General features: G+C 51.1%; 23 protein-coding genes. All 23 read left to right on the plus strand.

Annotation, left to right across the window (positions count from 1 at the left end; translation table 11 throughout):
• The first annotated feature begins 1 nt into the window (after position 1).
• The 23 genes from wzb (at position 2) to rfbA (ending at position 25707) form a co-directional block, all read left to right on the plus strand.
• On the plus strand, positions 2-451 hold the full coding sequence (gene wzb, locus OGX67_RS25095; RefSeq protein ID WP_257651061.1) for a low molecular weight protein-tyrosine-phosphatase Wzb: 450 nt from the start codon (positions 2-4) through the stop codon (positions 449-451).
• The gene (gene wzc, locus OGX67_RS25100) at positions 448-2610 is read left to right on the plus strand and encodes a tyrosine-protein kinase Wzc (RefSeq protein ID WP_286527778.1); all 2163 of its coding nucleotides are present in this window, start codon (positions 448-450) and stop codon (positions 2608-2610) included. Before wzb ends, wzc begins: the two co-directional genes overlap by 4 nt.
• Positions 2611-2682: 72 nt before the next feature.
• Positions 2683-3525: a colanic acid biosynthesis glycosyltransferase WcaA gene (gene wcaA, locus OGX67_RS25105; protein ID WP_003036760.1), complete on the plus strand. Its 843-nt coding sequence runs from the start codon at positions 2683-2685 to the stop codon at positions 3523-3525.
• Between the two features lie 2 nt (positions 3526-3527).
• Positions 3528-4016, plus strand: a complete 489-nt coding sequence (gene wcaB / locus OGX67_RS25110) for a colanic acid biosynthesis acetyltransferase WcaB (protein ID WP_257651063.1) — start codon at positions 3528-3530, stop codon at positions 4014-4016.
• On the plus strand, positions 4013-5230 hold the full coding sequence (gene wcaC, locus OGX67_RS25115) for a colanic acid biosynthesis glycosyltransferase WcaC (RefSeq protein ID WP_003844325.1): 1218 nt from the start codon (positions 4013-4015) through the stop codon (positions 5228-5230). The genes wcaB and wcaC overlap by 4 nt, the downstream gene beginning before the upstream one ends.
• Positions 5205-6422 (plus strand): colanic acid polymerase WcaD, encoded by a 1218-nt coding sequence (wcaD, locus tag OGX67_RS25120; protein ID WP_057063463.1) that lies wholly within the window; start codon positions 5205-5207, stop codon positions 6420-6422. Before wcaC ends, wcaD begins: the two co-directional genes overlap by 26 nt.
• 5 nt (positions 6423-6427) lie before the next feature.
• Entirely contained in the window at positions 6428-7174 is a 747-nt protein-coding gene (gene wcaE / locus OGX67_RS25125) for a colanic acid biosynthesis glycosyltransferase WcaE (protein WP_257651064.1), read from the plus strand.
• Between the two features lie 9 nt (positions 7175-7183).
• Complete coding sequence (gene wcaF / locus OGX67_RS25130) at positions 7184-7738, plus strand: colanic acid biosynthesis acetyltransferase WcaF (RefSeq protein ID WP_003036750.1); 555 nt, start codon at positions 7184-7186, stop codon at positions 7736-7738.
• A 24-nt stretch (positions 7739-7762) separates the two neighbouring features.
• On the plus strand, positions 7763-8884 hold the full coding sequence (gene gmd, locus OGX67_RS25135) for a GDP-mannose 4,6-dehydratase (protein WP_003036748.1): 1122 nt from the start codon (positions 7763-7765) through the stop codon (positions 8882-8884).
• A gap of 2 nt (positions 8885-8886) precedes the next feature.
• A complete protein-coding gene (gene fcl, locus OGX67_RS25140) occupies positions 8887-9852 on the plus strand; it encodes a GDP-L-fucose synthase (RefSeq protein ID WP_257651065.1) in 966 nt (321 codons plus the stop codon).
• A 2-nt stretch (positions 9853-9854) separates the two neighbouring features.
• Positions 9855-10334, plus strand: a complete 480-nt coding sequence (locus OGX67_RS25145; protein WP_016150604.1) for a GDP-mannose mannosyl hydrolase — start codon at positions 9855-9857, stop codon at positions 10332-10334.
• The gene (gene wcaI / locus OGX67_RS25150) at positions 10331-11554 is read left to right on the plus strand and encodes a colanic acid biosynthesis fucosyltransferase WcaI (protein ID WP_257651066.1); all 1224 of its coding nucleotides are present in this window, start codon (positions 10331-10333) and stop codon (positions 11552-11554) included. Before OGX67_RS25145 ends, wcaI begins: the two co-directional genes overlap by 4 nt.
• A 2-nt stretch (positions 11555-11556) precedes the next feature.
• Complete coding sequence (cpsB, locus tag OGX67_RS25155) at positions 11557-12993, plus strand: mannose-1-phosphate guanyltransferase (protein WP_177711725.1); 1437 nt, start codon at positions 11557-11559, stop codon at positions 12991-12993.
• Between the two features lie 136 nt (positions 12994-13129).
• Positions 13130-14500, plus strand: a complete 1371-nt coding sequence (gene cpsG / locus OGX67_RS25160) for a colanic acid biosynthesis phosphomannomutase CpsG (RefSeq protein ID WP_171859264.1) — start codon at positions 13130-13132, stop codon at positions 14498-14500.
• Positions 14501-14554: 54 nt separating this feature from the next.
• Positions 14555-15949: an undecaprenyl-phosphate glucose phosphotransferase gene (gene wcaJ, locus OGX67_RS25165; RefSeq protein WP_257651067.1), complete on the plus strand. Its 1395-nt coding sequence runs from the start codon at positions 14555-14557 to the stop codon at positions 15947-15949.
• A gap of 1 nt (position 15950) precedes the next feature.
• Entirely contained in the window at positions 15951-17429 is a 1479-nt protein-coding gene (gene wzxC / locus OGX67_RS25170; RefSeq protein WP_071697535.1) for a colanic acid undecaprenyl disphosphate flippase WzxC, read from the plus strand.
• Positions 17430-17452: 23 nt separating this feature from the next.
• Positions 17453-18733: a colanic acid biosynthesis pyruvyl transferase WcaK gene (gene wcaK, locus OGX67_RS25175; RefSeq protein WP_086504313.1), complete on the plus strand. Its 1281-nt coding sequence runs from the start codon at positions 17453-17455 to the stop codon at positions 18731-18733.
• Complete coding sequence (wcaL, locus tag OGX67_RS25180) at positions 18730-19950, plus strand: colanic acid biosynthesis glycosyltransferase WcaL (RefSeq protein WP_086504312.1); 1221 nt, start codon at positions 18730-18732, stop codon at positions 19948-19950. Before wcaK ends, wcaL begins: the two co-directional genes overlap by 4 nt.
• A gap of 11 nt (positions 19951-19961) precedes the next feature.
• Positions 19962-21356: a colanic acid biosynthesis protein WcaM gene (gene wcaM, locus OGX67_RS25185; RefSeq protein WP_268044649.1), complete on the plus strand. Its 1395-nt coding sequence runs from the start codon at positions 19962-19964 to the stop codon at positions 21354-21356.
• A 165-nt stretch (positions 21357-21521) separates the two neighbouring features.
• Positions 21522-22415, plus strand: coding sequence for a GalU regulator GalF (galF, locus tag OGX67_RS25190; RefSeq protein WP_086504310.1), 894 nt, complete (start codon positions 21522-21524; stop codon positions 22413-22415).
• 373 nt (positions 22416-22788) lie between these two features.
• Positions 22789-23874: a dTDP-glucose 4,6-dehydratase gene (gene rfbB / locus OGX67_RS25195; protein ID WP_257651069.1), complete on the plus strand. Its 1086-nt coding sequence runs from the start codon at positions 22789-22791 to the stop codon at positions 23872-23874.
• Positions 23874-24773: a dTDP-4-dehydrorhamnose reductase gene (rfbD, locus tag OGX67_RS25200; protein WP_220393173.1), complete on the plus strand. Its 900-nt coding sequence runs from the start codon at positions 23874-23876 to the stop codon at positions 24771-24773. Before rfbB ends, rfbD begins: the two co-directional genes overlap by 1 nt.
• A gap of 52 nt (positions 24774-24825) precedes the next feature.
• Entirely contained in the window at positions 24826-25707 is an 882-nt protein-coding gene (gene rfbA, locus OGX67_RS25205; protein WP_268044646.1) for a glucose-1-phosphate thymidylyltransferase RfbA, read from the plus strand.
• Positions 25708-25717 lie beyond the last annotated feature (10 nt).

A 25717-nucleotide genomic window follows, 5' to 3' on the forward strand; every position in this document is an offset into this window, starting at 1 on the left:
CATGTTTAACAAAATCTTAGTTGTCTGTGTGGGGAACATTTGCCGTTCCCCGACGGCAGAGCGCTTGTTAAGGCAATTTCACCCGGCGTTGACGGTCTCTTCTGCCGGTCTTGGGGCGCTGGTGGGGAAAGGCGCGGATCCGTGCGCCATTAGCGTGGCGCAGGCGCACAACCTGTCACTGGATAATCATTGTGCCCGGCAGATCTCGGGACGAATGTGCCGGGAGTATGACCTGATCCTGGCCATGGAAAAGCGCCATATCTCTGCCCTGTGTGAAATGGTGCCGGAGATGCGCGGCAAAGTGATGCTTTTTGGTCACTGGGACAGCGAGCGCGAAATTCCCGATCCATATCGTAAAAGCCGTGATGCGTTTGACGCGGTGTACGCATTACTTGAACGGTCTGCCCGCCAATGGGCTCAGGCACTGAACGCAGAGCAGGGAAAACAATGACAGAAAAAGTAAAACAGTCTGCTGCGCCGGTAACGGGCAATGATGAAATCGATATTGGTCGTCTGGTCGCAACGGTGGTGGAAGCCCGCTGGTGGGTACTTGGGATTACCGCGGCTTTTGCATTGTGTGCCGCGGTCTACACGCTGTTCGCCACCCCCATCTATAGTGCGGACGCGCTGGTGCAAATTGAGCAAAATACTGGAAATTCACTGGTGCAGGATATTGGCTCGGCGTTGTCGAACAAACCCCCGGCCTCGGAAGCGGAAATTCAGCTCATTCAGTCACGACTGGTATTAGGGAAAACGGTAGACGATCTCAACCTCGATATCGGCGTTACCAAAGATACGTTCCCTATTTTTGGCGCGGGCTGGGACCGGCTGATGGGCCGTCAGAACGAAACGGTTAATGTGACTACCTTCACGCAGCCAAAGGCAATGAATGAACAGACCTTCACGCTCAATGTGCTGAATGACAAAAGCTATCAACTGGTGAGTGACGGGGGTTTTAGCGTTCGGGGGCAAGTCGGCAAGGTGTTGGAACACGATGGCGTGACGATGCTGGTTAAGGCGATTCATGCCAGCCCGGAGAGCCAATTTACCGTCCGTAAATTCTCCACGCTGGGCATGATAAACACCCTGCAAAATAATCTGATGGTGGCGGAAACAGGCAAAGATACCGGTGTATTGAGCCTGACTTTTACCGGTGAAGACCGCGAGCAAATCCGCCAGATCCTCGACAGTATTACCCGTAACTATCTGCAACAAAACGTGGAACGTAAATCCGAAGAGGCCGCCAAAAGTCTGGCGTTTCTGGCCAGACAGTTGCCCGAAGTGCGTAACCACCTGGATGTTGCTGAAAACAAGCTGAACGCCTTTCGTCAGGATAAAGACTCCGTGGATTTGCCGCTGGAAGCCAAAGCGGTGCTGGATTCGATGGTGAATATCGATGCTCAGCTTAATGAACTGACCTTCAAAGAAGCGGAGATTTCCAAGCTGTTCACCAAAGCGCATCCGGCGTACCGCACGCTGCTGGAAAAACGCCAGGCGCTGGAAGATGAGAAAAGTAAGCTGAACGGGCGTGTAACGGCGATGCCGAAAACACAGCAGGAAATTGTTCGCCTGACGCGTGATGTGGAGTCCGGTCAGCAGGTCTATATGCAGTTGCTGAACAAGCAACAGGAACTGAAGATTACCGAGGCCAGTACGGTCGGCGATGTGCGCATTGTCGATCCCGCGATTGCCCAGCCTGGCGTGCTGAAGCCGAAAACGGCGCTGATTATTCTCGGCAGTATTATTCTCGGTTTAATGCTTTCCGTGGTGGGCGTACTGCTGCGTTCTCTGTTTAATCGCGGTATTGAAAGCCCCCAGGCGCTGGAAGAGCATGGTATCAGCGTGTATGCCAGTATTCCGCTGTCTGAATGGCAAAAAGCGCGTGATAACGTTCAGACCATTAAAGGTGTGAAACGCTACAAGCAAAGCCAACTGCTGGCCGTGGGGAATCCAACGGATCTCGCCATCGAAGCGGTCCGTAGCCTGCGTACCAGCCTGCACTTTGCCATGATGCAGGCGCGTAACAACGTATTGATGCTGACCGGCGTCAGTCCGTCGATTGGGAAAACGTTTGTCTGCGCTAACCTGGCGGCAGTTATTAGCCAGACTAACAAACGCGTGCTATTGATCGACTGCGACATGCGCAAAGGCTATACCCACGAACTGCTGGGGACCAATAATGTTAACGGCCTGTCTGAGATCCTCATTGGCAAAGGGGATATTTCATCCAGCGCTAAACCGACATCGATTCCGCATTTTGATCTGATCCCTCGCGGTCAAATTCCTCCCAATCCTTCCGAACTGTTGATGAGCGAGCGCTTCGGCGAACTGATTGCCTGGGCCAGTTCGCACTATGACCTGGTGTTGATTGACACCCCACCAATTCTGGCGGTGACCGATGCGGCTATCGTAGGGCGCCACGTCGGAACCACGCTGATGGTTGCGCGTTATGCGGTCAACACGCTGAAAGAGGTGGAAACCAGCCTGGGCCGCTTCGAGCAAAATGGCATTCAGGTGAAAGGGGTGATCCTCAACTCGATCTTCCGCCGCGCGAGCGGGTATCAGGATTACGGCTACTACGAATACGAATACACGTCGGATTCGAAATAACTAACAGCAACGCATATCGAATGTAGGCCTGATAAGCGTAGTGCCATCAGGCAACTTTTTTTGGAAACGAAAATGACCACAGAAAACCCGCTAATTTCAATTTACATGCCAACCTGGAACCGCCAGCAGTTGGCCATTCGGGCGATTAAATCGGTGTTGCGCCAGGACTATCCTCACTGGGAGATGATCATTGTGGATGATTGCTCTTCCTCATATGAGCAGTTGCAGCAGTTTGTTGAGGAACTCAACGATCCGCGCGTGTCGTATACGCATAATTCCACCAACTCCGGGGCCTGCGCGGTGCGTAATCAGGCCATTATGCAGGCCAACGGACAATACATTACGGGGATTGATGATGATGATGAATGGACGCCGAACCGACTGAGTGTATTTCTCAACTATCGCCATCATTTGGTCACGCGGGCGTTTCTGTATGCCAATGACTATGTCTGTGAGGGCGAAGTGTATTCGCAGCCGACCAGTCTGCCGCTCTATCCTAAGTCCGTTTATTCACGCCGCAGGTTTTATAAGCGCAACATCATTGGTAACCAGGTATTTACCTGGGCATGGCGGTTTAAAGCATGTCTGTTCGATACCACGCTGAAAGCGGCGCAGGATTACGACATCTTCCTGCGCATGGTGGTGGCGTATGGCAAACCGTGGAAGGTCAAAGAGGCGACGCAGATCCTGCATGTAAATCACGGTGAGATGCGCATTACCTCATCGCCGAATAAATTCTCCGGCTACTTTCAGTTTTACCGCAAGCACAAAGGCAAATTTGACCGGGCCAGCAAGAAGTATCAGTTGTTTACCCTCTATCAGATCCGCAACAAACGGATGAACTGGCGCACGCTGCTGACGCTGCTTTCTGTTCGCAACAGTAAGCGTCTGGCCGACGGACTGCGAGGACGCTAATTATGCTGGAAGATTTACGCGTGAACGGCTGGAGTCTGCGCCCCTGCTGCATGGTGGTGGCCTATCGGATTGCCCATTTTTGCTCCGTCTGGCGTAAAAAAAATATCTTGAACAACCTGTGGGCTGCGCCAGTGCTGGTGCTGTATCGCCTGATCACTGAATGTCTGTTTGGCTATGAAATTCAGGCCGCCGCATCTATCGGTCGTCGTTTCACTATCCATCATGGCTATGGCGTGGTGATCAATAAACATGTGGTGGCAGGGGACGATTTAACCCTGCGCCACGGTGTCACCATCGGCAATCTTGGCGACAAAGATCCGTCCTGTCCGGTCATCGGCAACGGTGTCGAGCTGGGGGCCAACGTCACTCTGCTCGGGGATGTCGCGATTGGCGATAACGTGACGATTGGTGCTGGGAGCGTCGTGGTGGATAGCGTTCCGGACAATGCGCTGGTCGTGGGCGAGAAGGCACGGGTGAAGGTAATAAAATGAAGATATTACAATTTAATGTGCGACTCGCAGAAGGTGGGGCGGCAGGCGTGGCGTTAGATTTGCATCTGAGGTCGCTGGAAAAAGGGCTGTCGTCGCGTTTTGTCTATGGCTATGGCAAAGGCGGTAAAAAAAGCGCCAGCCATGCGAAATACCCGCAGGTTATCAAATATACGCCGCGCCTGACGTCGGCGGCGAACATTGCGCTGTTTCGTTTCGCGAACCGCGACATGTTCGGCAATCTCGACAAGCTATATCGTACGGTTACCCGCACTAACGGCCCGCTGGTACTGCATTTTCATGTGTTGCACAGCTACTGGTTGAACCTGGAAGAGGTAGTCTCCTTTTGCCAAAAAGTGAAAGCGCATAAACCGGATATCACCTTCGTCTGGACGCTGCACGATCACTGGAGTGTGACCGGGCGCTGTGCCTTTACCGATGGCTGCGAAGGCTGGAAAACGGGCTGTCTGCAATGCCCAACGCTTAGCAACTATCCGCCGGTAAAAATCGATAAAGCACATCAGCAGTTGCCCGGTAAGCGGCAGATGTTTCGTGCGATGCTGGCGCTGGGTTGCCAGTTTATCTCGCCCAGTCAGCATGTGGCCGACGCATTCAACAGCCTGTATGGCGCGGGACGCTGCCGCATTATCAATAATGGCATTGATGTGGCAACTGAAACCATTCTTGCCGAACTACCCGCGATGCCTGAGGAGAGCGGTCGGCCGAAAATTGCCGTGGTGGCTCATGACCTGCGCTATGACGGCAAAACCAGTCAGCAACTGGTGCGAGCGATTACCGCGCTCGGAGACAAAATTGAGTTGCATACCTTCGGCAAATTTTCGCCATTTGCGGGAGATAACGTCATCAATCACGGTTTTGAGAGCGATAAGCGCACGTTGATGAGTGCGCTTAATCAGATGGATGGACTGGTGTTCAGCTCCCGTGTCGATAACTACCCGCTGATTCTGTGCGAAGCGCTATCCATCGGCGTACCGGTAATAGCCACGCACAGCGATGCCGCGCAGGAAGTGCTGGCTAAATCAGGCGGAAAAACGTTCAGCGAAGCTGAAGTGTTGCAACTGGTGCAACTGAAAAAATCAGACATTGCGCAGGCGGTTTTTGACACGTCGCTTGCCGCATTTAGCCAGCGCAGTCGGTTGGCATACAGTGGACAACAGATGCTGGAGGAATATGTCTCGTTCTATCAGAATCTGTAGCTATCTGGTGCTACCGCTGCTTTATCTGCTGGTAAACGTCAAACTCGCCCAGCTTGGCGAGAGCTTCCCGATAACTATCGTCACATTCTTACCTGTTCTGCTGTTGCTGTTTATCGAACGCATCAATATCAAAAAATTAATGATCGCGCTGGGCGTAGGGGGCGGACTGACGGCATTTAACTATCTGTTCGGTCAGTCACTGGATGCCAGCAAGTACGTGACGTCCGCCATGTTGTTTATCTATACCGTGGTGATTATTGGCATGGTATGGAGTATTCGCTTCAAAACCATTTCACCGCATAACTACATTAAAATCTTGCGCTTTTTCTGGCTGGTTGTGGGACTGGTGGTGGGGTTAGCTGCAGCTGAAATGGCACAGATAATTCTCAGCGGCGGCAGCAGTTTAATGGAAGTTATTTCGAAATATCTTATTTACAGTAATAGCTATGTTCTGAACTTTATTAAGTTTGGTGGGAAACGAACCACCGCGCTCTATTTCGAACCGGCATTCTTCGCTCTGGCGTTAATCTCAATTTGGCTCAGTATCAAACAGTTTGGTATCAAAACACCTAAGTCCGATGCTATGATTCTGGTAGGGGTAATATTATCGGGATCGTTTTCAGGAGTAATGACGTTTATTTTGTTTTACCTCCTGGAATGGGCGTTTCAGTACCTAAATAAGGATGCGATAAAAAAGAAGCTACCTCTGGCGATAATCTCATTGAGCGTGTTTTTAGTTGGTGTGATATTTGCTTTTCCGTACATCGCAACGCGGCTTGGTGATTTAGGAACTGAAGGTTCGTCATCGTATTATCGTATCGTAGGACCATTAGTGATGGTCGGTTATTCGTTACTGAACGTTGATGGCGTAGTGAGATTTGGCTCACTTTATGAATACGTCGCGTCATTCGGAATTTTTAACGGTGCAGATGTCGGTAAAACAATAGACAATGGCTTGTATCTGCTGATTATTTATTTTTCATGGTTCGCGGTGATATTAGCCCTATGGTACATGGGGAAAGTCATGAAAATGATGATCAATGCGTTTGGCGATAATCAGAATTATCGGGTGCAGCTTTATCTTTTTACACCATTGTCACTGTTTTTTACAGGTTCAGTATTTAGTCCGGAATACGCATTTTTAATTGTGTGTCCGTTTATTTTGCGCAAGGCGCTGAATATCGCGAGGTAACTCACATGCTGCTCAGTATCATTACCGTCGCCTTTCGCAATCTGGAAGGGATCGTCAAAACTCACGCGTCGCTGGCACATCTGGCGCAAGCGGGTGATATCAGTTTTGAGTGGATTGTTGTTGATGGCGGCTCCTCGGATGGTACTTCGGCGTTTCTTGAAGGACTCAATGGGGAACACCGGTTACGGTATGTCAGCGAACCGGATAAAGGTATCTATGATGCGATGAACAAAGGCATCGCGATGGCGCGCGGGCGGTTTGCACTGTTCCTCAACTCCGGGGATATTCTGCATGCGAATGCGGCTTGTTTTATCCGCCAGCTAAAAATGCAGAGTGACCAAACTATGGTCATTGGCGATGCGTTGCTGGATTTCGGTAATGGCAACAAAATTAAGCGTCGGGCAAAACCGGGTTGGTATATTTATCACAGCCTGCCAGCCAGCCATCAGGCAATATTTTTTCCGCTCTCAGGACTGAATGTCTGGCATTATGATTTGCAATATAAAATATCGTCAGATTACGCGTTGGCAGCCAAATTATACAAGTCCGGTTACGCTTTTAAAAAGCTGCGCGGGTTGGTGTCGGAATTTTCTATGGGTGGAGTGTCAACGACGAATAATCTGGAATTGTGCCGGGATGCCAAAAAAGTACAGCGCCAGATATTACACATGCCAGGTTTTTGGACCGGTTTGTCAGAATATTTACGTCTGCGCACAACCGATAAAACAAAAACCTTATATGGAAAAACGTAAGGGCACAGTATGCAAGACTTAAGCGGATTTAAAGTGCCTGGAGGTTTTCGCGGCGGCGGCGCTATTAAAGTGCAATTATGGTGGGCGGTGCAAGCAACATTATTTCGCTGGTCTCCACAGGTCATGTATCGCTGGCGTGCATTTTTATTACGGATGTTTGGCGCAAAAATAGGAAAAAACGTAGTCATTCGGCCTTCAGTAAAAATTACTTATCCGTGGAAACTAACTCTGGGAGATTATGCCTGGGTGGGTGATGACGCGGTTTTATATACGTTAGGTGATATTACGATTGGGGCACACGCAGTTATTTCGCAAAAAAGTTATTTATGCACCGGGAGTCATGATTATGCCAGCCAACATTTTGATATTAACGCCACACCGATAGTGGTTGGCGATAAATGCTGGCTGGCGACAGATGTCTTTGTCGCGCCTGGCGTGACGATTGGCGATGGCACCGTCGTCGGGGCACGAAGCAGCGTATTTAAATCGCTGCCAGCAAATGTCATTTGTCGGGGAAATCCCGCAGTAGTCACGCGCGAACGCGTCGAGAAAGTTACTCCCTGAGGGGATCACTGAAGAGGTTATAACATGTCAAAAGTCGCTCTCATTACTGGCGTAACCGGGCAGGATGGTTCTTACCTGGCAGAACTCCTGCTGGAAAAAGGGTACGAAGTACACGGTATTAAGCGTCGCGCTTCATCATTCAACACCGAACGTGTGGACCACATCTACCAGGATCCGCATTCAGGCAATCCCAAATTTCATCTGCACTATGGCGATTTGACGGACTCCTCCAATCTGACCCGTATTTTACAGGAAGTCCAACCGGATGAAGTCTATAACCTGGGTGCCATGAGCCACGTTGCGGTGTCGTTTGATTCACCGGAATACACCGCAGACGTTGATGCGATCGGCACCTTGCGCTTGCTGGAGGCGATCCGCTTCCTTGGTCTGGAAAAAAAGACCCGTTTTTATCAGGCGTCCACCTCTGAGCTGTACGGTCTGGTTCAGGAAATCCCGCAGAAAGAGAGCACGCCGTTCTATCCGCGTTCACCGTATGCCGTTGCTAAGCTGTACGCCTACTGGATAACCGTCAACTACCGTGAGTCTTACGGGATGTATGCCTGTAACGGCATTCTGTTTAACCACGAGTCTCCGCGCCGCGGCGAAACCTTTGTCACTCGCAAAATTACCCGGGCGATCGCCAACATCGCTCAGGGGCTGGAGTCTTGCCTGTACCTGGGCAACATGGATTCACTGCGCGACTGGGGGCATGCCAAAGATTACGTCAGGATGCAGTGGATGATGCTGCAGCAGGATAAGCCGGAAGATTTCGTGATTGCCACCGGCGTGCAGTATTCCGTGCGCCAGTTTGTAGAAATGGCGGCAGCTCAGTTGGGGATTAAATTGCGCTTTGAAGGTGAGGGCGTGAATGAAAAAGGCATCGTGGTTTCCGTGACCGGACATGATGCGCCGGGCGTGAAGCCAGGCGATGTCATGATTGCCGTTGACCCGCGCTACTTCCGTCCGGCTGAGGTGGAAACGCTGCTGGGCGATCCGGCCAAAGCACATGAAAAACTGGGCTGGAAACCGGAAATCACGCTGCGCCAGATGATCTCGGAAATGGTTGCTAACGATCTTGATGCGGCGAAGAAACATTCCCTGCTTAAGTCGCACGGTTACGAGGTCGCCATCGCGCTGGAGTACTGAGGATGAAGACACAACGTATTTTTGTGGCGGGCCATCGCGGGATGGTGGGGGCCGCCATCGTCAGACAATTGTCGCAGCGAAATAATGTGGAGCTGGTGCTGCGTACCCGCGACCAGCTTAATCTGCTGGACGCCAGTGCGGTGCAGGCGTTTTTTGCCGCTGAACGTATTGACCAGGTTTATCTGGCGGCGGCAAAAGTAGGAGGGATTGCGGCAAACAATACTTATCCTGCTGATTTTATTTATGAAAACATGATGATTGAGAGCAACATTATTCATGCTGCACATCTGCATAACGTGAATAAACTGTTGTTTCTCGGGTCATCCTGTATTTATCCCAAGCAAGCTACCCAGCCAATCGCCGAGAGTGAACTGTTGCAGGGGACACTTGAACCGACCAATGAGCCGTATGCGATTGCCAAAATTGCCGGTATCAAGCTGTGTGAATCGTATAACCGACAGTATGGCCGTGATTATCGCTCGGTGATGCCGACCAATCTGTATGGGCCGCATGACAACTTTCATCCGAGTAAGTCGCATGTGATCCCGGCGCTGCTGCGCCGCTTTCATGAAGCTCGCGGGCAAAATGCTCCGGATGTGGTGGTATGGGGCAGCGGGACGCCAATGCGTGAATTTCTGCATGTCGACGATATGGCGGCGGCCAGTATCCACGTGATGGAGTTGGCTCAGGAAGTGTTGCAGGAATATACCCAGCCGATGCTGTCGCATATCAACGTGGGTACCGGCGTGGACTGCACCATCCGTGAACTGGCGCAGACTATTGCGGAGGTCGTGGGTTACAAGGGGCGCGTGGTGTTTGACGCCAGCAAACCGGACGGCACGCCGCGCAAATTACTCGACGTTACGCGTCTGCATCAGTTGGGCTGGTATCACGAGATATCTCTTCAAGCGGGACTTGCCAGTACATATCAGTGGTTTCTTGAAAACCAGCAGCGTTACCGGGGGTAAGCATGTTTTTACGTCATGAGGATTTTGCCACCGTTGTACGTTCAACTCCGCTGATTTCCATCGATTTGATCGTGGAAAACGCCCACGGTGAATTTCTGCTTGGCAAGCGCCTCAATCGTCCTGCGCAGGGGTACTGGTTTGTGCCCGGCGGTCGGGTGCAAAAAGATGAACCGCTGCACGCTGCCTTTGAGCGGCTTACTGAAGCTGAGCTGGGGTTACGTTTACCGCTGTCCGCTGCGCAGTTTTACGGTGTCTGGCAGCACTTCTATGACGACAACTTTTCCGGGGAAGATTTCTCAACGCATTACATCGTGCTGGGATTTCGTCTGCGGGTGTCGGAAAACGACCTGCAACTGCCTGACGTTCAACATGACGCGTACCGCTGGCTGGCAATTGAAGAGATTCTGGCCAGTGACCACGTGCACGACAACAGCCGGGCTTACTTCTGTGAGAAGAGTCAGGCCGGAGCACCCGGGCTATGAAGATCCTTGTGTATGGCATCAACTATTCGCCGGAGTTGACCGGTATCGGTAAATACACCGGTGAAATGGTGGAGTGGATGGCGCAACAGGGGCATGACGTACGGGTGATCACCGCGCCGCCTTATTATCCGCAGTGGAAAGTCAACGGTCGCTATTCATCCTGGCGCTACCGTCGTGAAAAGGGCGATGCAATCGTCTGGCGTTGCCCGCTGTATGTGCCTGAGCAGCCCTCCACGCTCAAGCGTCTACTGCATTTAGGCAGTTTCGCCCTGAGCAGTTTCTTCCCGCTGCTGGCGCAGCGCCGCTGGAAGCCGGATCGCATCATTGGGGTAGTACCGACGCTGTTTTGTACGCCGGGAATACGCCTGCTGGCGAAGCTGTCCGGGGCGCGCACGCTGCTGCATATTCAGGACTACGAGGTTGATGCCATGTTGGGACTTGGCATGGCGGGCAAAGGCAAGCGCGGTATGGTGGCAAAACTGGCCAGCGCCTTTGAGCGCAGTGGGCTGTTGAATATGGATCATATTTCGACCATTTCTCGCTCAATGATGAATAAAGCACAGGAAAAGGGCGTTGATGCACAGAAGGTTATCTTCTTTCCGAACTGGTCAGAAGTAGCGCGTTTTCGCGATGTGGACGCCGCCGATGCTCTGGCGTTGCGCCAGCAGCTGGGCTTGCCTGATGGAAAAAAAATCATTCTCTACTCTGGCAATATTGGTGAAAAGCAAGGACTGGAGAGTGTAATCGACGCAGCGGCCTTGTTGAGCGAGCGGCCCTGGCTGTTTGTGATTGTCGGGCAGGGCGGGGGTAAAGCGCGGCTGGAGAGTATGGTCAGCGAACGCGGCCTGAACAATGTGATGTTCTTTCCACTGCAATCTTATGACGCGCTGCCTGCACTGCTCAAAATGGCGGACTGTCATCTGGTGGTACAAAAGCGCGGTGCGGCGGATGCCGTACTGCCCTCCAAACTGACCAATATCCTCGCCGTTGGTGGTAACGCTGTGATTACCGCCGAGCCGGAAACCGAGCTGGGGCAACTCTGTAACATTGTTCCAGGCATCGCAGTATGCGTGGAACCGGAATCGGTAAACGCGCTGGTTTGCGGTATCCAACGGGCGTTGAGGATGCCAAAAGTCAATACGGTGGCACGTGACTATGCCGAACGCACGCTGGATAAAGATAACGTGCTTAGCCAATTTATTGCTGATATTCGGGGTTAATGATGAGTCAAAGCAAACTCTTTCCGGTAGTGATGGCCGGTGGCTCGGGTAGCCGTTTATGGCCTCTGTCCCGCGTATTGTATCCAAAGCAGTTCCTGTGCCTGAAAGGCGATCTCACCATGCTGCAGACAACGATCTGTCGTCTGAACGGCGTGGAGTGTGAAAGCCCGGTGGTTATCTGTAATGAACAACACCGTTTCATCGTCGCGGAACAGCTACGGCAACTGCACAAGCTGACTGAGAACATTATTCTCGAACCCGCCGGACGTAACACGGCACCGGCGATAGCGCTGGCCGCACTGGCGGCAAAACGTCAAAGCCCGGAGGAAGATCCGCTGCTGCTGGTATTGGCGGCCGATCACATGATTGCCGACGAAGAGGCATTTCGCGAGGCGGTTCGCAATGCTATGCCCTATGCCAGTGCGGGTAAGCTGGTGACGTTTGGTATCGTGCCGGACCAGCCGGAAACGGGCTATGGCTATATCCGCCGTGGCGAGGTTTCGCCGACCAATACCGACGCAGTGGCGTTCGAAGTGGCGCAGTTTGTTGAAAAGCCCAATCTGGAAACCGCGCAGGCTTATGTGGCGAACGGCGATTACTACTGGAACAGCGGCATGTTCTTGTTCCGCGCCGGACGTTACCTGGAAGAACTGAAAAAATATCGCCCCGACATTCTTCAGGCCTGTGAGAATGCCATGAGTGCGGTTGACCCCGATCTCGATTTTATCCGCGTTGATGAACAGGCGTTTCTCGCCTGTCCGGAAGAGTCTGTGGACTATGCGGTAATGGAACGTACGGCCGATGCGGTGGTGATGCCCATGAACGCAGGCTGGAGCGATGTCGGCTCCTGGTCATCGCTGTGGGAAATTAGCGCCCATACCGCCGAAGGCAATGTGCATCATGGCGACGTCATTAGCCACAAAACGGAGAACAGCTACGTGTATGCCGAATCTGGCCTGGTGACGACCGTCGGGGTGAAGGATCTGGTGGTGGTGCAGACCAAAGATGCGGTGCTGATCGCCGATCGCAACGCGGTGCAGGACGTCAAAAAAGTGGTGGAGCAAATTAAAGCTGACGGACGACATGAACACCATATTCACCGTGAAGTTTACCGTCCGTGGGGCAAGTACGACTCCATTGATGCCGGAGACCGTTACCAGGTGAAGCGAATTACCGTTAAACCAGGTGAGGGATTGTCCGTGCAGATGCATCATCACCGGGCTGAACACTGGGTGGTGGTGGCCGGTACCGCGAAAGTGACGATCAATGATGACATCAAACTGCTCGCTGAGAACGAGTCTGTCTATATTCCGCTTGGGGCGACCCATTGTCTGGAGAATCCCGGGAAAATCCCGCTCGATCTGATTGAAGTGCGCTCCGGATCTTACCTCGATGAGGATGATGTGGTGCGGTTTGCGGACAGATACGGGCGCGCCTGATGCAGGATGCGCCGCGCTTATCCGGCCTACAACAACGTAGGCGCGGTAAGCGAAGCGCACCGGGCAATGCATTTAACACTCATTAAAAAGGCTCATTAAGAGTCAGGGCCTCCTGTTGCCTGAAGAAGGGTAAATCATGACGAAATTAACCTGTTTCAAAGCCTACGATATTCGCGGCAGGCTGGGCGAAGAGCTGAATGAAGATATCGCGTGGCGTATTGGCCGCGCTTACGGCGAGTTCCTGAAGCCAAAAACGATTGTCCTCGGCGGTGATGTGCGCCTGACCAGCAAGACGCTAAAGCTGGCGTTGGCGAAAGGACTTCAGGATGCGGGCGTGGATGTGCTGGATATTGGTATGTCGGGCACCGAAGAGATTTATTTTGCCACTTTCCACCTGGGCATTGACGGCGGTATTGAAGTCACCGCCAGCCATAATCCGATGGATTACAACGGCATGAAGCTGGTGCGGGAAGGGGCACGGCCCATCAGCGGTGATACCGGTCTGCGCGACGTACAGCGCCTGGCGGAAGCCAACGACTTCCCGGCGGTTGATGAGACAAAACGTGGCCGCTACCAGCGTATTACTACCCGTGATGCCTACATTGACCACCTGCTGGGTTACATCAATCCCGCCAATCTGAAACCGATGAAGCTGGTGCTCAATTCCGGCAACGGCGCGGCAGGCCCTGTAGTGGACGCCATTGAAGCCCGTTTTAAAACATTGGGCGTGCCGGTCGAGTTTATCAAAATCCACAATACGCCGGATGGCAACTTCCCCAACGGTATTCCCAATCCTCTGCTGCCGGAATGCCGGGCTGACACGCGCAACGTGGTGATTGAACACGGCGCCGATATGGGGATTGCCTTCGACGGTGATTTTGACCGCTGCTTCCTGTTCGATGAAAAAGGTCAGTTCATTGAGGGCTACTACATTGTCGGCCTGCTGGCGGAGGCGTTTCTGGAGAAGAATCCGGGGGCGAAGATTATCCACGACCCGCGTCTGTCCTGGAACACCGTGGACGTGGTGACGGCGGCAGGCGGTAAACCGGTGATGTCAAAAACCGGACACGCGTTTATCAAAGAGCGGATGCGCCACGAAGATGCCATTTACGGCGGTGAAATGAGTGCGCATCACTATTTCCGTGACTTTGCCTACTGTGACAGCGGCATGATCCCGTGGCTGCTGGTGGCTGAACTGCTGTGTCTGAAAGGACAGTCGCTGGGCGAACTGGTCCGCGACCGGATGGTGGCCTACCCGGCGAGTGGGGAGATTAACAGCACGCTGGCAGAGCCGGCGGCAGCGATTGCGCGCGTGGAGCAGCATTTTTCCCGTGAGGCGCTGACGGTTGACAGAACGGACGGTATCAGCATGTCGTTTGTCGACTGGCGCTTCAATTTACGCTCTTCCAATACCGAACCGGTGGTGCGCCTGAACGTGGAATCGCGCGGAGATATTCCGTTGATGGAAGCGCGAACGCGCACTCTTCTGGCGTTACTGAATCAGTAATGCTGGTGCTTCCTTTGCCCGATTCTGGGCAAAGGGTGACTAACAGGAACCACGATGACACATCTAAAGAAGCGCGAGCGCGCCAAAACCAATGCGTCGTTAATTTCGATGGTGCAACGCTTTTCAGATATCACCATCATGTTTGGCGGGTTGTGGGTAATCTGCGAATTTAATGGTTTGCCTTTCCTGTACATGCACCTGCTGGTGGCGCTGATCACGCTGGTCGTTTTTCAGATGCTCGGTGGCATAACGGATTTTTATCGCTCCTGGCGTGGTGTCAAAATGACCACTGAGCTGGTGCTGTTGCTGCAAAACTGGACGCTGAGCCTGATTTTTTGCGCAGGTCTGATCGCCTTTAATAACGATTTTGATAACCGTCTCGCCGTCTGGCTGGCATGGTATCTGCTATCCAGCGTCGGCCTGGTGTTGAGTCGTTCGTTTATTCGCTACGGCGCGGGATGGCTGCGCAATTGCGGGTACAACACTCGTCGGGTGGCGGTGGCAGGGGACCTGCCAGCTGGACAAATGCTACTGGACAGTTTTCGCCATGAACCGTGGCTGGGGTTTGAAGTTGCAGGTATCTATCACGACCCTATCCCTGGAAAAAACTCCCGCGACTGGGCCGGTAATCTGCAACAACTGGTGGATGACGCTAAAGCCTCACGCATTCATAACGTTTATATCGCCATGTCGATGAGCGATGGTGCCAGCGTCAAAAAATTAGTGCGCGAGTTGGCCGATACCACCTGTTCAGTGCTCCTTATTCCTGATGTCTTTACCTTCAACATTCTGCATTCACGGATTGAAGAGATGAACGGCATTCCGGTGGTGCCGCTGTATGACACGCCACTCTCGGGGATTAATCGTCTGTTAAAGCGCGCGGAAGATATCGTGCTGGCTTCACTGATCCTGCTGCTTATTTCCCCGGTGCTATGTGGCATAGCGCTACTGGTAAAACTGACCTCCAAAGGAGCGGTGATTTTCCGCCAGACCCGTTACGGCATGGATGGGAAGCCGATCAAAGTCTGGAAGTTTCGCTCAATGAAAGTGATGGAAAACGATGCGGTGGTGACGCAGGCGACGCAAAACGATCCGCGCGTTACTCCTGTGGGGAATTTCCTGCGTCGGACGTCGCTCGATGAACTGCCGCAGTTTATTAACGTACTGACCGGGGGCATGTCTATCGTCGGGCCACGCCCGCATGCGGTGGCGCATAACGAACAGTACCGCCAACTGATTGAGGGATACATGTTACGCCATAAGGTGAAACCGGGTATTACCGGCTGGGCGCAAATCAACGGCTGGCGCGGTGAAACCGATACGCTGGAAAAAATGGAGAAACGTGTGGAGTTTGACCTCGAATACATTCGCGAGTGGAGCGTGTGGTTCGATATCAAAATTGTTTTTCTGACGATATTCAAAGGCTTTGTTAACAAAGCGGCGTATTAACATGAGTTTACGAGAAAAAACGCTTAATGGCGCAAAGTGGTCGGCGATTGCCACGGTGATCATTATTGGGCTCGGACTTATTCAGATGACTGTCCTGGCGCGAATTATTGATAACCACCAGTTCGGGTTGTTAACCGTGTCGCTGGTGATCATAGCGCTGGCCGATACGCTGTCGGATTTCGGTATCGCCAACTCAATTATTCAACGCAAAGAGATTGGTTATCTGGAGCTGACGACGCTTTACTGGCTAAACGTTGGGCTGGGTATCGTGGTATGCGTGGCGATGTTTCTGCTGAGCGAGACGATTGCCCATGTGCTCAATAACCCAGAACTGGCACCGCTCATCAAAACCTTATCACTGGCGTTTGTGGTGATACCGCACGGGCAGCAGTTTCGCGCGCTGATGCAAAAAGAGCTGGCCTTCAACAAAATTGGCATGATTGAAACCAGTTCGGTGCTGGCTGGATTTACCTTTACCGTGGTCAGCGCCCATTTCTGGCCGCTCGCGCTGACGGCCATTCTTGGGTATCTGGTGAATAGTACGCTACGTACGCTGCTGTTCGGCTATTTTGGCCGCCGGATTTACCGACCCGGGCTGCATTTTTCGCTGGCATCCGTTTCGTCGAACCTGCGTTTTGGCGCATGGCTGACGGCAGACAGCATCATCAATTATATCAATACCAACCTTTCCACGCTGGTTTTAGCTCGCACGTTGGGAGCTGGCGTGGCGGGCGGATTCAATCTCGCCTGGAACGTGGCGGTTGTCCCGCCGATCAAACTGAACCCGATTATCACCCGCGTGCTGTTTCCGGCGTTTGCCAAAATCCAGGACGACAGCGAAAAACTACGGGTGAATTTTTACAAGCTGCTGTCAGTGGTTGGGATTATCAACTTCCCGGCGCTACTGGGACTGATGGTGGTGTCGGACAACGTGGTGCCGCTGGTGTTTGGCGAGAAGTGGAACGGCATTATTCCGGTCCTGCAACTATTGTGCATTGTGGGTCTGCTGCGCTCGGTGGGGAATCCAATAGGATCGCTCTTGATGGCGAAAGCCCGGGTCGATATCAGCTTCAAATTCAATGTGTTCAAAACCTTTCTGTTTATTCCTGCCATTTTCATTGGCGGTCATCTGGCGGGGGCGATTGGCGTGACGCTGGGCTTTCTGTTGGTCCAGGTGATTAACACGATCCTCAGCTACTTCGTGATGATCAAGCCTGTTCTTGGCTCCAGCTACCGTCAGTACATGCTCAGCCTGTGGCTGCCGTTGTATCTCTCCTTACCAACCCTTGTGGTGAGCTATGCGTTGGGCTTAACCCTGCGCAACCAGGTGCCATTAAGCGCGCTGCTGGGGATCCAGATAGCGGCAGGAGCACTGGTGTTTGCGCTAATGATTGTGTTGTCGCGCCATCCGCTGGTGGTGGAAATAAAACGCCAACTCTGTCGCAGTGAAAAAATGAAAACCTTGCTCCGTGCGGGATAAGAACAACGTTTTAAGAGGTCATAATGAAATTACTAATTTTAGGCAACCATACCTGCGGGAACCGAGGGGATAGCGCGATCCTGCGCGGTTTGCTGGATGCCATTAACGCGTTGCGTCCCGAGACCGAAGTGGATGTGATGAGCCGTTACCCGGTGAGCTCTTCGTGGTTGTTAAACCGCCCGGTGATGGGCGACCCGCTGTATTTGCAGATGAAGCAACATAACAACGCAGCAGGGGTTATGGGGCGCGTGAAGAAAGTGCTGCGTCGTCGCTATCAGCATCAGGTACTGCTCTCGCGTGTTACCGATTCCGGTAATCTGCGCAACATCGCTATCGCCCAGGGCTTTACCGATTTTGTCCGTCTGCTGTCGCGCTATGACGCCATCATCCAGGTCGGCGGATCGTTCTTTGTCGATCTGTATGGCGTGCCGCAGTTTGAACATGCCCTGTGTTCGTTTATGGCGAAAAAACCGCTGTACATGATTGGTCACAGCGTGGGGCCATTCCAGGATGAGCAGTTTAATCAACTGGCGAACTACGTGTTTGGTCACTGTAATGCGCTGATTTTACGTGAATCCGTCAGTCTGGATCTGATGAAGCGCAGCGCAATTACCACGGATAAAGTCGAAACAGGCGTGGATACGGCCTGGCTGGTCGACAACCATCATGAGGATTTTGAGCCAGGTTATGCGGTACAGCACTGGTTAGACATGGCGGCTAAACAGAAGACCGTTGCCATTACATTGCGTGAGCTGGCTCCTTTTGATAAGCGTCTGGGGACAACGCAGCAGGCCTATGAGCAAGCCTTTTCCGGAGTGGTGAACCGCATCCTCGACGAAGGTTACCAGGTGATAGCGCTGTCAACCTGCACCGGTATTGATAGTTACAACAAAGATGACCGCATGGTGGCGTTAAACCTGCGCCAGTATGTTAACGATCCGGCCCGATATCACGTGGTGATGGATGAACTTAACGATCTGGAGATGGGGAAGATTCTGGGCGCATGCGATCTGACGGTGGGGACTCGCTTGCATTCTGCCATCATCTCGATGAATTTTATGACGCCTGCCATCGCCATTAACTACGAGCACAAATCGGCCGGGATCATGCAACAACTGGGGTTACCGGAGATGGCTGTTGATATTCGTCATCTTCTCGATGGCAGTCTCGAAGGGAAGGTTGCCGATACTCTCGGACAGTTACCTGAGCTGCGCATACGTCTCGGCGACGCGGTTATGCGCGAACGCGAACGTGGGGTACGCATGGTGCAGTCGGTTTTAACGCGTATTGAGGGGGAAAAATGAAGATTGGTTTTTTTCTGCTTAAATTTCCGCTCTCCTCCGAGACATTTGTACTCAATCAGATAACCGCATTTATTGATATGGGCTATGACGTGGAGATTGTCGCTTTGCAGAAAGGCGATCTTGAAAATACTCATGCCTCCTTTAATACCTACCGTCTGGGTGAAAAAACTCGCTGGTTGCTGAATGAACCGGAAAGCAAACTGGCGAAACTGAAATATAGGGCAGCGGCGGCTCTGCACGGTATTACCCGCGCAGCGACCTGGAAAGCGCTTAATGTTGCACGCTATGGTGAGGAGGCGCGCAATCTGATTTTGGCTGCTATTTGCGGCGGGAATCCGCGAGCATTTGAGGCGGATGTCTTTATTGCTCATTTTGGGCCCGCAGGCGTAACGGCCGCCAAGCTGCGTGAGCTTGGGATGATCCGCGGAAAAATCGCCACGGTATTTCATGGGGTTGATGTTTCGCACCGGGGCGTTTTGGCCCGCTATACCCCTGAGTATCAGCAACTGTTTCAACGTGGAGATTTGATGTTACCCATCAGCAATCTCTGGGCCGGACGTTTAAAAAACATGGGATGCCCGCCGCAAAAAATCGCGGTTTCGCGTATGGGCATTGATATGACGCGTTTTACCCCTCGCCAACTAAAAGCACCAGCCGCACCGCTGGAAATAATCTCTGTCGCCCGGTTAACCGAGAAAAAAGGACTGCACCTCGCCATCGAAGCTTGTCGTCAGTTAAAAGAGCAGGGCGTTTCATTTCGTTATCGCATTCTGGGTATCGGCCCTTGGGAGCGTCGTTTACGTACGCTGATCGAGCAATATCAGCTCGATGGCGTTATTGAGATGCCCGGCTTTAAGCCCAGTCATCAGGTAAAGGAGATGCTTGAACAGGCGGATGTATTTTTGCTGCCTTCGATCACCGGAAGAGACGGCGATATGGAAGGGATCCCGGTGGCACTGATGGAGGCAATGGCGGTGGGTATTCCGGTGATTTCCACCGTTCACAGCGGGATCCCGGAGCTGGTCGAGTCGGGTAAATCAGGCTGGCTGGCACCGGAAAACGACGCGCAGGCACTGGCAGAGCGTTTAGCGGCATTTAGCCTGCTCGACAGTGAGCAGGTACAGTCGATTGTGCAGTGTGCGCGTGAAAAAATTGAAAATGAATTTAATCAGTTAGCTATCAATAAACAGTTAGCCAGTCTGCTGCAAACGATGTAAATCGAGGTTGTATGTCAGAGAACAAACTCTCACGCCGTACTTTTCTGACGGCGGGCTCTGCGCTTGTCGTGCTGCATTCTCCCGTTGTTCGCGCGCTTGAATCATCGGGGAGCGTCAACATTCAGGATTACAACCCACTGGATTGGGTGGCCTCTTTCAGGCAGGCGTTCAAAGAAGGACAAATGGTCGTCGTACCATATGGACTGGAATGTAAGGATCTCAATACCGCTATCGTTATTCCTCCTGGCAAAACGCTACACCTGCAAGGCAGAATCAGCGGCAATGGCCGTGGACGCTTTATTCTGCAGGATGGATGCAAAGTGCTGGGCGAGCAGGGCGGGAGCCTGAAGAACGTTACCCTGGATGTACGTGGTTCGGACTGTGTAATAAAAGGGATTGCCATGGGCGGTTTCGGTCCGGTGACGCAAATCTATATCGGCGGTAAAACTTCAAGGCTGATGCGTAATCTGATTATTGATGATATTACTGTCACACGCGCTAACTATGGGATTTTGCGTCAGGGTTTTCATAACCGAATGGACGGCGTAAAGATTACAAACTGCCGTTTTAGCGATCTCCAGGGGGATGCCATTGAGTGGAATGTGGCTATCAACGACAGCAACATCCTCATTTCTGACCATGTCATTGAACGTATTAACTGTACCAATGGCAATGTGAACTGGGGCATCGGTATCGGGCTGGCAGGCAGTACCTATGATAATAGCTATCCCGATGAACTGGCGGTAAAAAACTTCGTGGTGGCGAACATCACCGGTACCGACTGTCGGCAGTTAGTTCATGTGGAGAACGGCAAGCATTTTATCATTCGTAATATTACCGCGCGAAATATCACCCCGGATTTCAGTAAGAAAGCAGGCATTGATAATGCGACGGTTGCTATTTATGGATGTGATAACTTCGTGATTGATAATATCAATATGGAGAACAGCGCAGGTATGCTCATTGGTTATGGCGTCATCAAAGGTCGATATTTATCCATTCCACAAAACTTTAAGCTAAATAATATCCATCTCGATAACACCAAACGTGAATACAAATTACGCGGAATTCAGATCTCCTCTGGTAATGCAACGTCATTCGTGGCCATCACCAACGTGGAGATGAAGCATGCCACGCTTGAGTTGCACAACCAACCGCAGCACCTTTTTTTACGTAACGTCAGGGTGATGCAGCAATCGGCTACGGGTCCCGCACTTAAGATGCACTTCGATCTGCGTCAGGACGTACGCGGTAAGTTTATGGCTAAACAGGACACGCTACTCTCGCTGGCCAGTGTTCATGCAGTAAACGAAGTCGGGCAAAGTTCAGTTGACATTGACCGTATAAACCATCAGGTAGTGAATGTCGAAGCGGTGAATTTTCGACTACCGGGGCAGGGGAGGTAACTTTGCGACCATTCCTGGCTCAAGTCGCACATACTTGAGCTTAAGATTACTGCATTCTACAGATAAGCGGCGTAACATACGCGGCAACTGTACAATGTAATTCATACTGGCTAAAACAAGCTAAAAAGCTATAATTCAGCAACTAATGAATAGGTGAATGACTTAATGATTAATTTGAAAGCAGTTATTCCGGTAGCGGGCCTGGGGATGCACATGTTGCCTGCCACGAAGGCAATCCCTAAAGAGATGCTGCCGATCGTTGACAAGCCGATGATTCAATACATTGTCGACGAAATTGTAGCTGCGGGTATCAAAGAAATCGTTCTGGTAACTCATGCGTCTAAGAACGCGGTTGAGAACCACTTCGACACCTCTTACGAACTCGAATCGTTGCTTGAGCAGCGTGTTAAGCGCCAGTTATTAGCCGAGGTGCAGTCTATCTGTCCTCCGGGCGTGACTATCATGAACGTCCGTCAGGCTCAGTTACTGGGTCTGGGTCACTCCATTCTTTGTGCTCGTCCTATCATTGGTGATAACCCGTTTGTCGTGGTATTACCTGACGTTATTCTGGATACCGCAAGTGCGGATCCGCTGCGCTACAACCTCGCTGCCATGGTGGCACGTTTCAATGAAACCGGGCGCAGCCAAGTACTGGCTAAACGCATGGATGGCGATCTGTCTGAGTACTCGGTTATTCAAACCAAAGAGCCTTTAGACAACGAAGGTAAAGTCAGCCGTATCGTTGAATTTATTGAAAAACCGGATCAGCCGCAAACGCTGGATTCCGATCTGATGGCCGTAGGACGCTACGTGCTTTCTGCTGATATCTGGGCAGAGCTGGAAAAAACTGCTCCAGGTGCCTGGGGACGTATTCAGCTGACTGATGCCATTGCAGAGTTGGCTAAAAAACAGTCTGTTGATGCTATGCTGATGACGGGTGACAGCTACGACTGCGGTAAAAAAATGGGCTATATGCAGGCATTTGTAAAGTATGGCCTGCGTAACCTGAAAGAAGGGCCGAAGTTCCGTAAGAGCATTGAGAAGCTTCTTAGCGAGTAGATATTTACAAGCCTTTGTGACGGTAAGCCAGAAAAAATAGCGGCAGCTAACATCCCAGTCTCTATGCTTTATGCTGAGGGGTGTTACTGTCGCTTTTTATTTTAAAAACAATAGATAACAAGAAGTTAACCTACTAAGTTTAATCTGCTTTTGATTGGATTTTTCCTTGTTTCCGACTGCATTTGGTAAGACAATTAGCGTTTGAATTTAGCGTGCTTTGCGAAAGCTGGCGGGGCTGGTTACATCTTTATCCATCAAGTAGTGCTCTGGTTGCTGTAAGGCCAGGGGCGGTAGCGTGCGTAAATATCCAGACGCAGGCATTGTACACCAGCATTTTAATAGTAGTCATATAAACGATATTCGGAATTAAAACGTGAAAATACTTGTTACTGGTGGGGCGGGTTTCATTGGATCTGCAGTTGTTCGTCATATTATTAAAGATACTCAGGATACCGTTATTAATGTCGATAAACTAACCTATGCCGGTAACCTTGAGTCTCTTGCTGAAGTCAGCGAAAGTCATCGCTATCACTTCGAGCATGCGGATATCTGTGATAAAGCGGCAATGGAGCGCATTTTTGCCACTCATCAACCAGATGCGGTGATGCATCTGGCGGCAGAAAGTCATGTTGATCGCTCTATAACGGGGCCGGCAGCGTTTATTGAAACGAATATCGTCGGTACTTATGTGTTACTGGAAGCCGCTCGTAGTTACTGGAATACTCTGGATGCGGATAAGAAAGCGGCGTTCCGTTTCCACCATATCTCTACGGATGAAGTATATGGCGACCTGCCACACCCAGACGAAGTATCTGCCGGTAGCGTGTTGCCTCTGTTTACGGAAAAGACAGCATATGCGCCGAGTAGCCCGTATTCTGCTTCTAAGGCATCCAGCGATCACCTGGTTCGCGCATGGTTACGTACCTATGGTTTCCCAACAATTGTCACCAACTGCTCCAATAACTACGGGCCGTATCATTTCCCTGAAAAGCTGATCCCGCTGGTGATTCTTAATGCGCTGGAAGGTAAGGCATTGCCAATCTATGGTAAAGGCGATCAGATTCGCGACTGGCTGTATGTTGAAGATCATGCCCGAGCACTGTATACCGTGGTGACCCAGGGTGTAGTCGGTGAAACCTACAATATCGGTGGGCATAACGAGAAGAAAAACCTGGATGTGGTACATACTATTTGCGATCTGCTCGATGAGATTGTGCCTAAAGAGGGTTCTTACCGCGATCAACTGACCTACGTCACTGACCGCCCCGGTCACGATCGTCGTTATGCGATTGATGCAGCAAAAATCAGTGATGAGCTGGGCTGGAAACCGCAGGAAACATTTGAAAGCGGTATCCGTAAAACGTTGGAGTGGTATTTGAATAATACCCAGTGGGTTGAGAATGTGAAGAGTGGCGCTTATAAAACCTGGATTGAACAGAATTACGGAGAGCGTCAGTAATGAATATTCTCCTCTTTGGCAAAAATGGACAGGTGGGTTGGGAACTTCAACGCGCATTAGCGCCTCTTGGTAAAATTATTGCGCTTGATGTCCACTCGAAAGATTATTGCGGCGATTTCAGTAACCCAGAGGGCGTTGCGGAAACCGTACGTCGAATCCGCCCAGATGTGATCGTGAATGCGGCTGCGCACACGGCAGTAGATAAAGCTGAGTCAGAAGTTGAGTTTGCAACACTGCTCAATGCGCGAAGTGTCGAAGCTATCGCCAAAGCTGCTTCAGAAACAGGGGCATGGGTCGTGCATTATTCGACTGATTATGTCTTTCCTGGTACTGGGGAAACTCCATGGCGTGAAGATGATGCTACTGCACCGTTGAATGTTTATGGTGAAACAAAATTGGCGGGTGAGAAAGCGCTTCAGGAGAATTGTGTCCGGCATTTAATTTTCCGCACCAGTTGGGTTTACGCGGGTAAAGGTAATAACTTTGCAAAAACCATGCTACGTTTCGCAAAAGAGCGCGAAGAAATGTCGGTGATTAACGATCAGTATGGTGCGCCCACAGGAGCTGAATTGCTAGCGGACTGTACGGCTCATGCAATACGTGTAGCGCTTAAACAACCTGAGGTTGCAGGACTGTATCACTTGGTGGCTAGTGGCACGACCACATGGCATGACTATGCAGCACTGGTATTCGATGAAGCACGTAAAGCGGGAATAAAACTGGCCATTAACAAGCTCAATGCCGTTCCTACCAGTGCATATCCTACCCCTGCGCGACGACCAAATAACTCTCGGCTAAGCACTGATAAATTCCAGAAAAAATTTGATCTGGTATTACCCGAGTGGGAGAGTGGTGTAAGACGTATGCTGGCTGAATTATTTACAACTACGACAGCTTAAAATTATTTTAATGCCCTTTAATGGGCATTTTGACATATAAAGAGATCATGAAATGAAAACGCGTAAAGGGATTATTTTAGCTGGTGGCTCTGGAACACGTCTTTATCCGGTGACAATGGCTGTCAGTAAACAACTGCTTCCGATCTATGATAAACCAATGATTTATTATCCGCTGTCCACGCTGATGTTAGCTGGGATTCGTGACATTCTGATTATTAGTACTCCACAGGATACCCCACGATTTGAACAGTTACTGGGTGACGGTAGCCAGTGGGGACTAAATCTGCAATATAAAGTACAACCGACGCCGGATGGTCTGGCTCAGGCATTTATTATTGGTGAAGAGTTTATCGGTAATGACGACTGTGCTTTAGTGCTTGGCGACAATATTTTTTACGGCCATGATCTTCCTAGATTAATGGAAACAGCCGTAAATAAAGAAAGCGGCGCGACTGTATTTGCCTATCATGTTAACGATCCTGAACGTTACGGTGTTGTAGAGTTCGACAAAGATGGCACAGCGATTAGTCTGGAAGAAAAGCCGCTTGAACCAAAAAGTAATTATGCGGTGACAGGGCTATATTTCTATGACAATGATGTTGTTGAAATGGCAAAGAACTTAAAACCTTCAGCACGTGGCGAGTTGGAAATTACTGATATTAACCGAATTTATATGGAGCAGGGGCGGCTATCTGTTGCAATGATGGGACGTGGCTATGCATGGCTGGATACAGGTACTCATCAAAGCTTAATCGAGGCAAGCAACTTTATTGCGACAATTGAAGAACGTCAGGGATTAAAAGTTTCTTGTCCGGAAGAAATTGCATATCGCAAAGGGTTTATTGATGCCGAACAGGTGATAAATCTCGCTCGCCCGTTATCAAAAAATATGTACGGGCAATACTTATTGAAAATGATTAATAACAAATATTAAAGAGAGAATC

The organism is Citrobacter sp. Cf118 (assembly GCF_030334095.1).
GTDB classification, from domain to species: Bacteria; Pseudomonadota; Gammaproteobacteria; order Enterobacterales; family Enterobacteriaceae; genus Citrobacter; species Citrobacter freundii.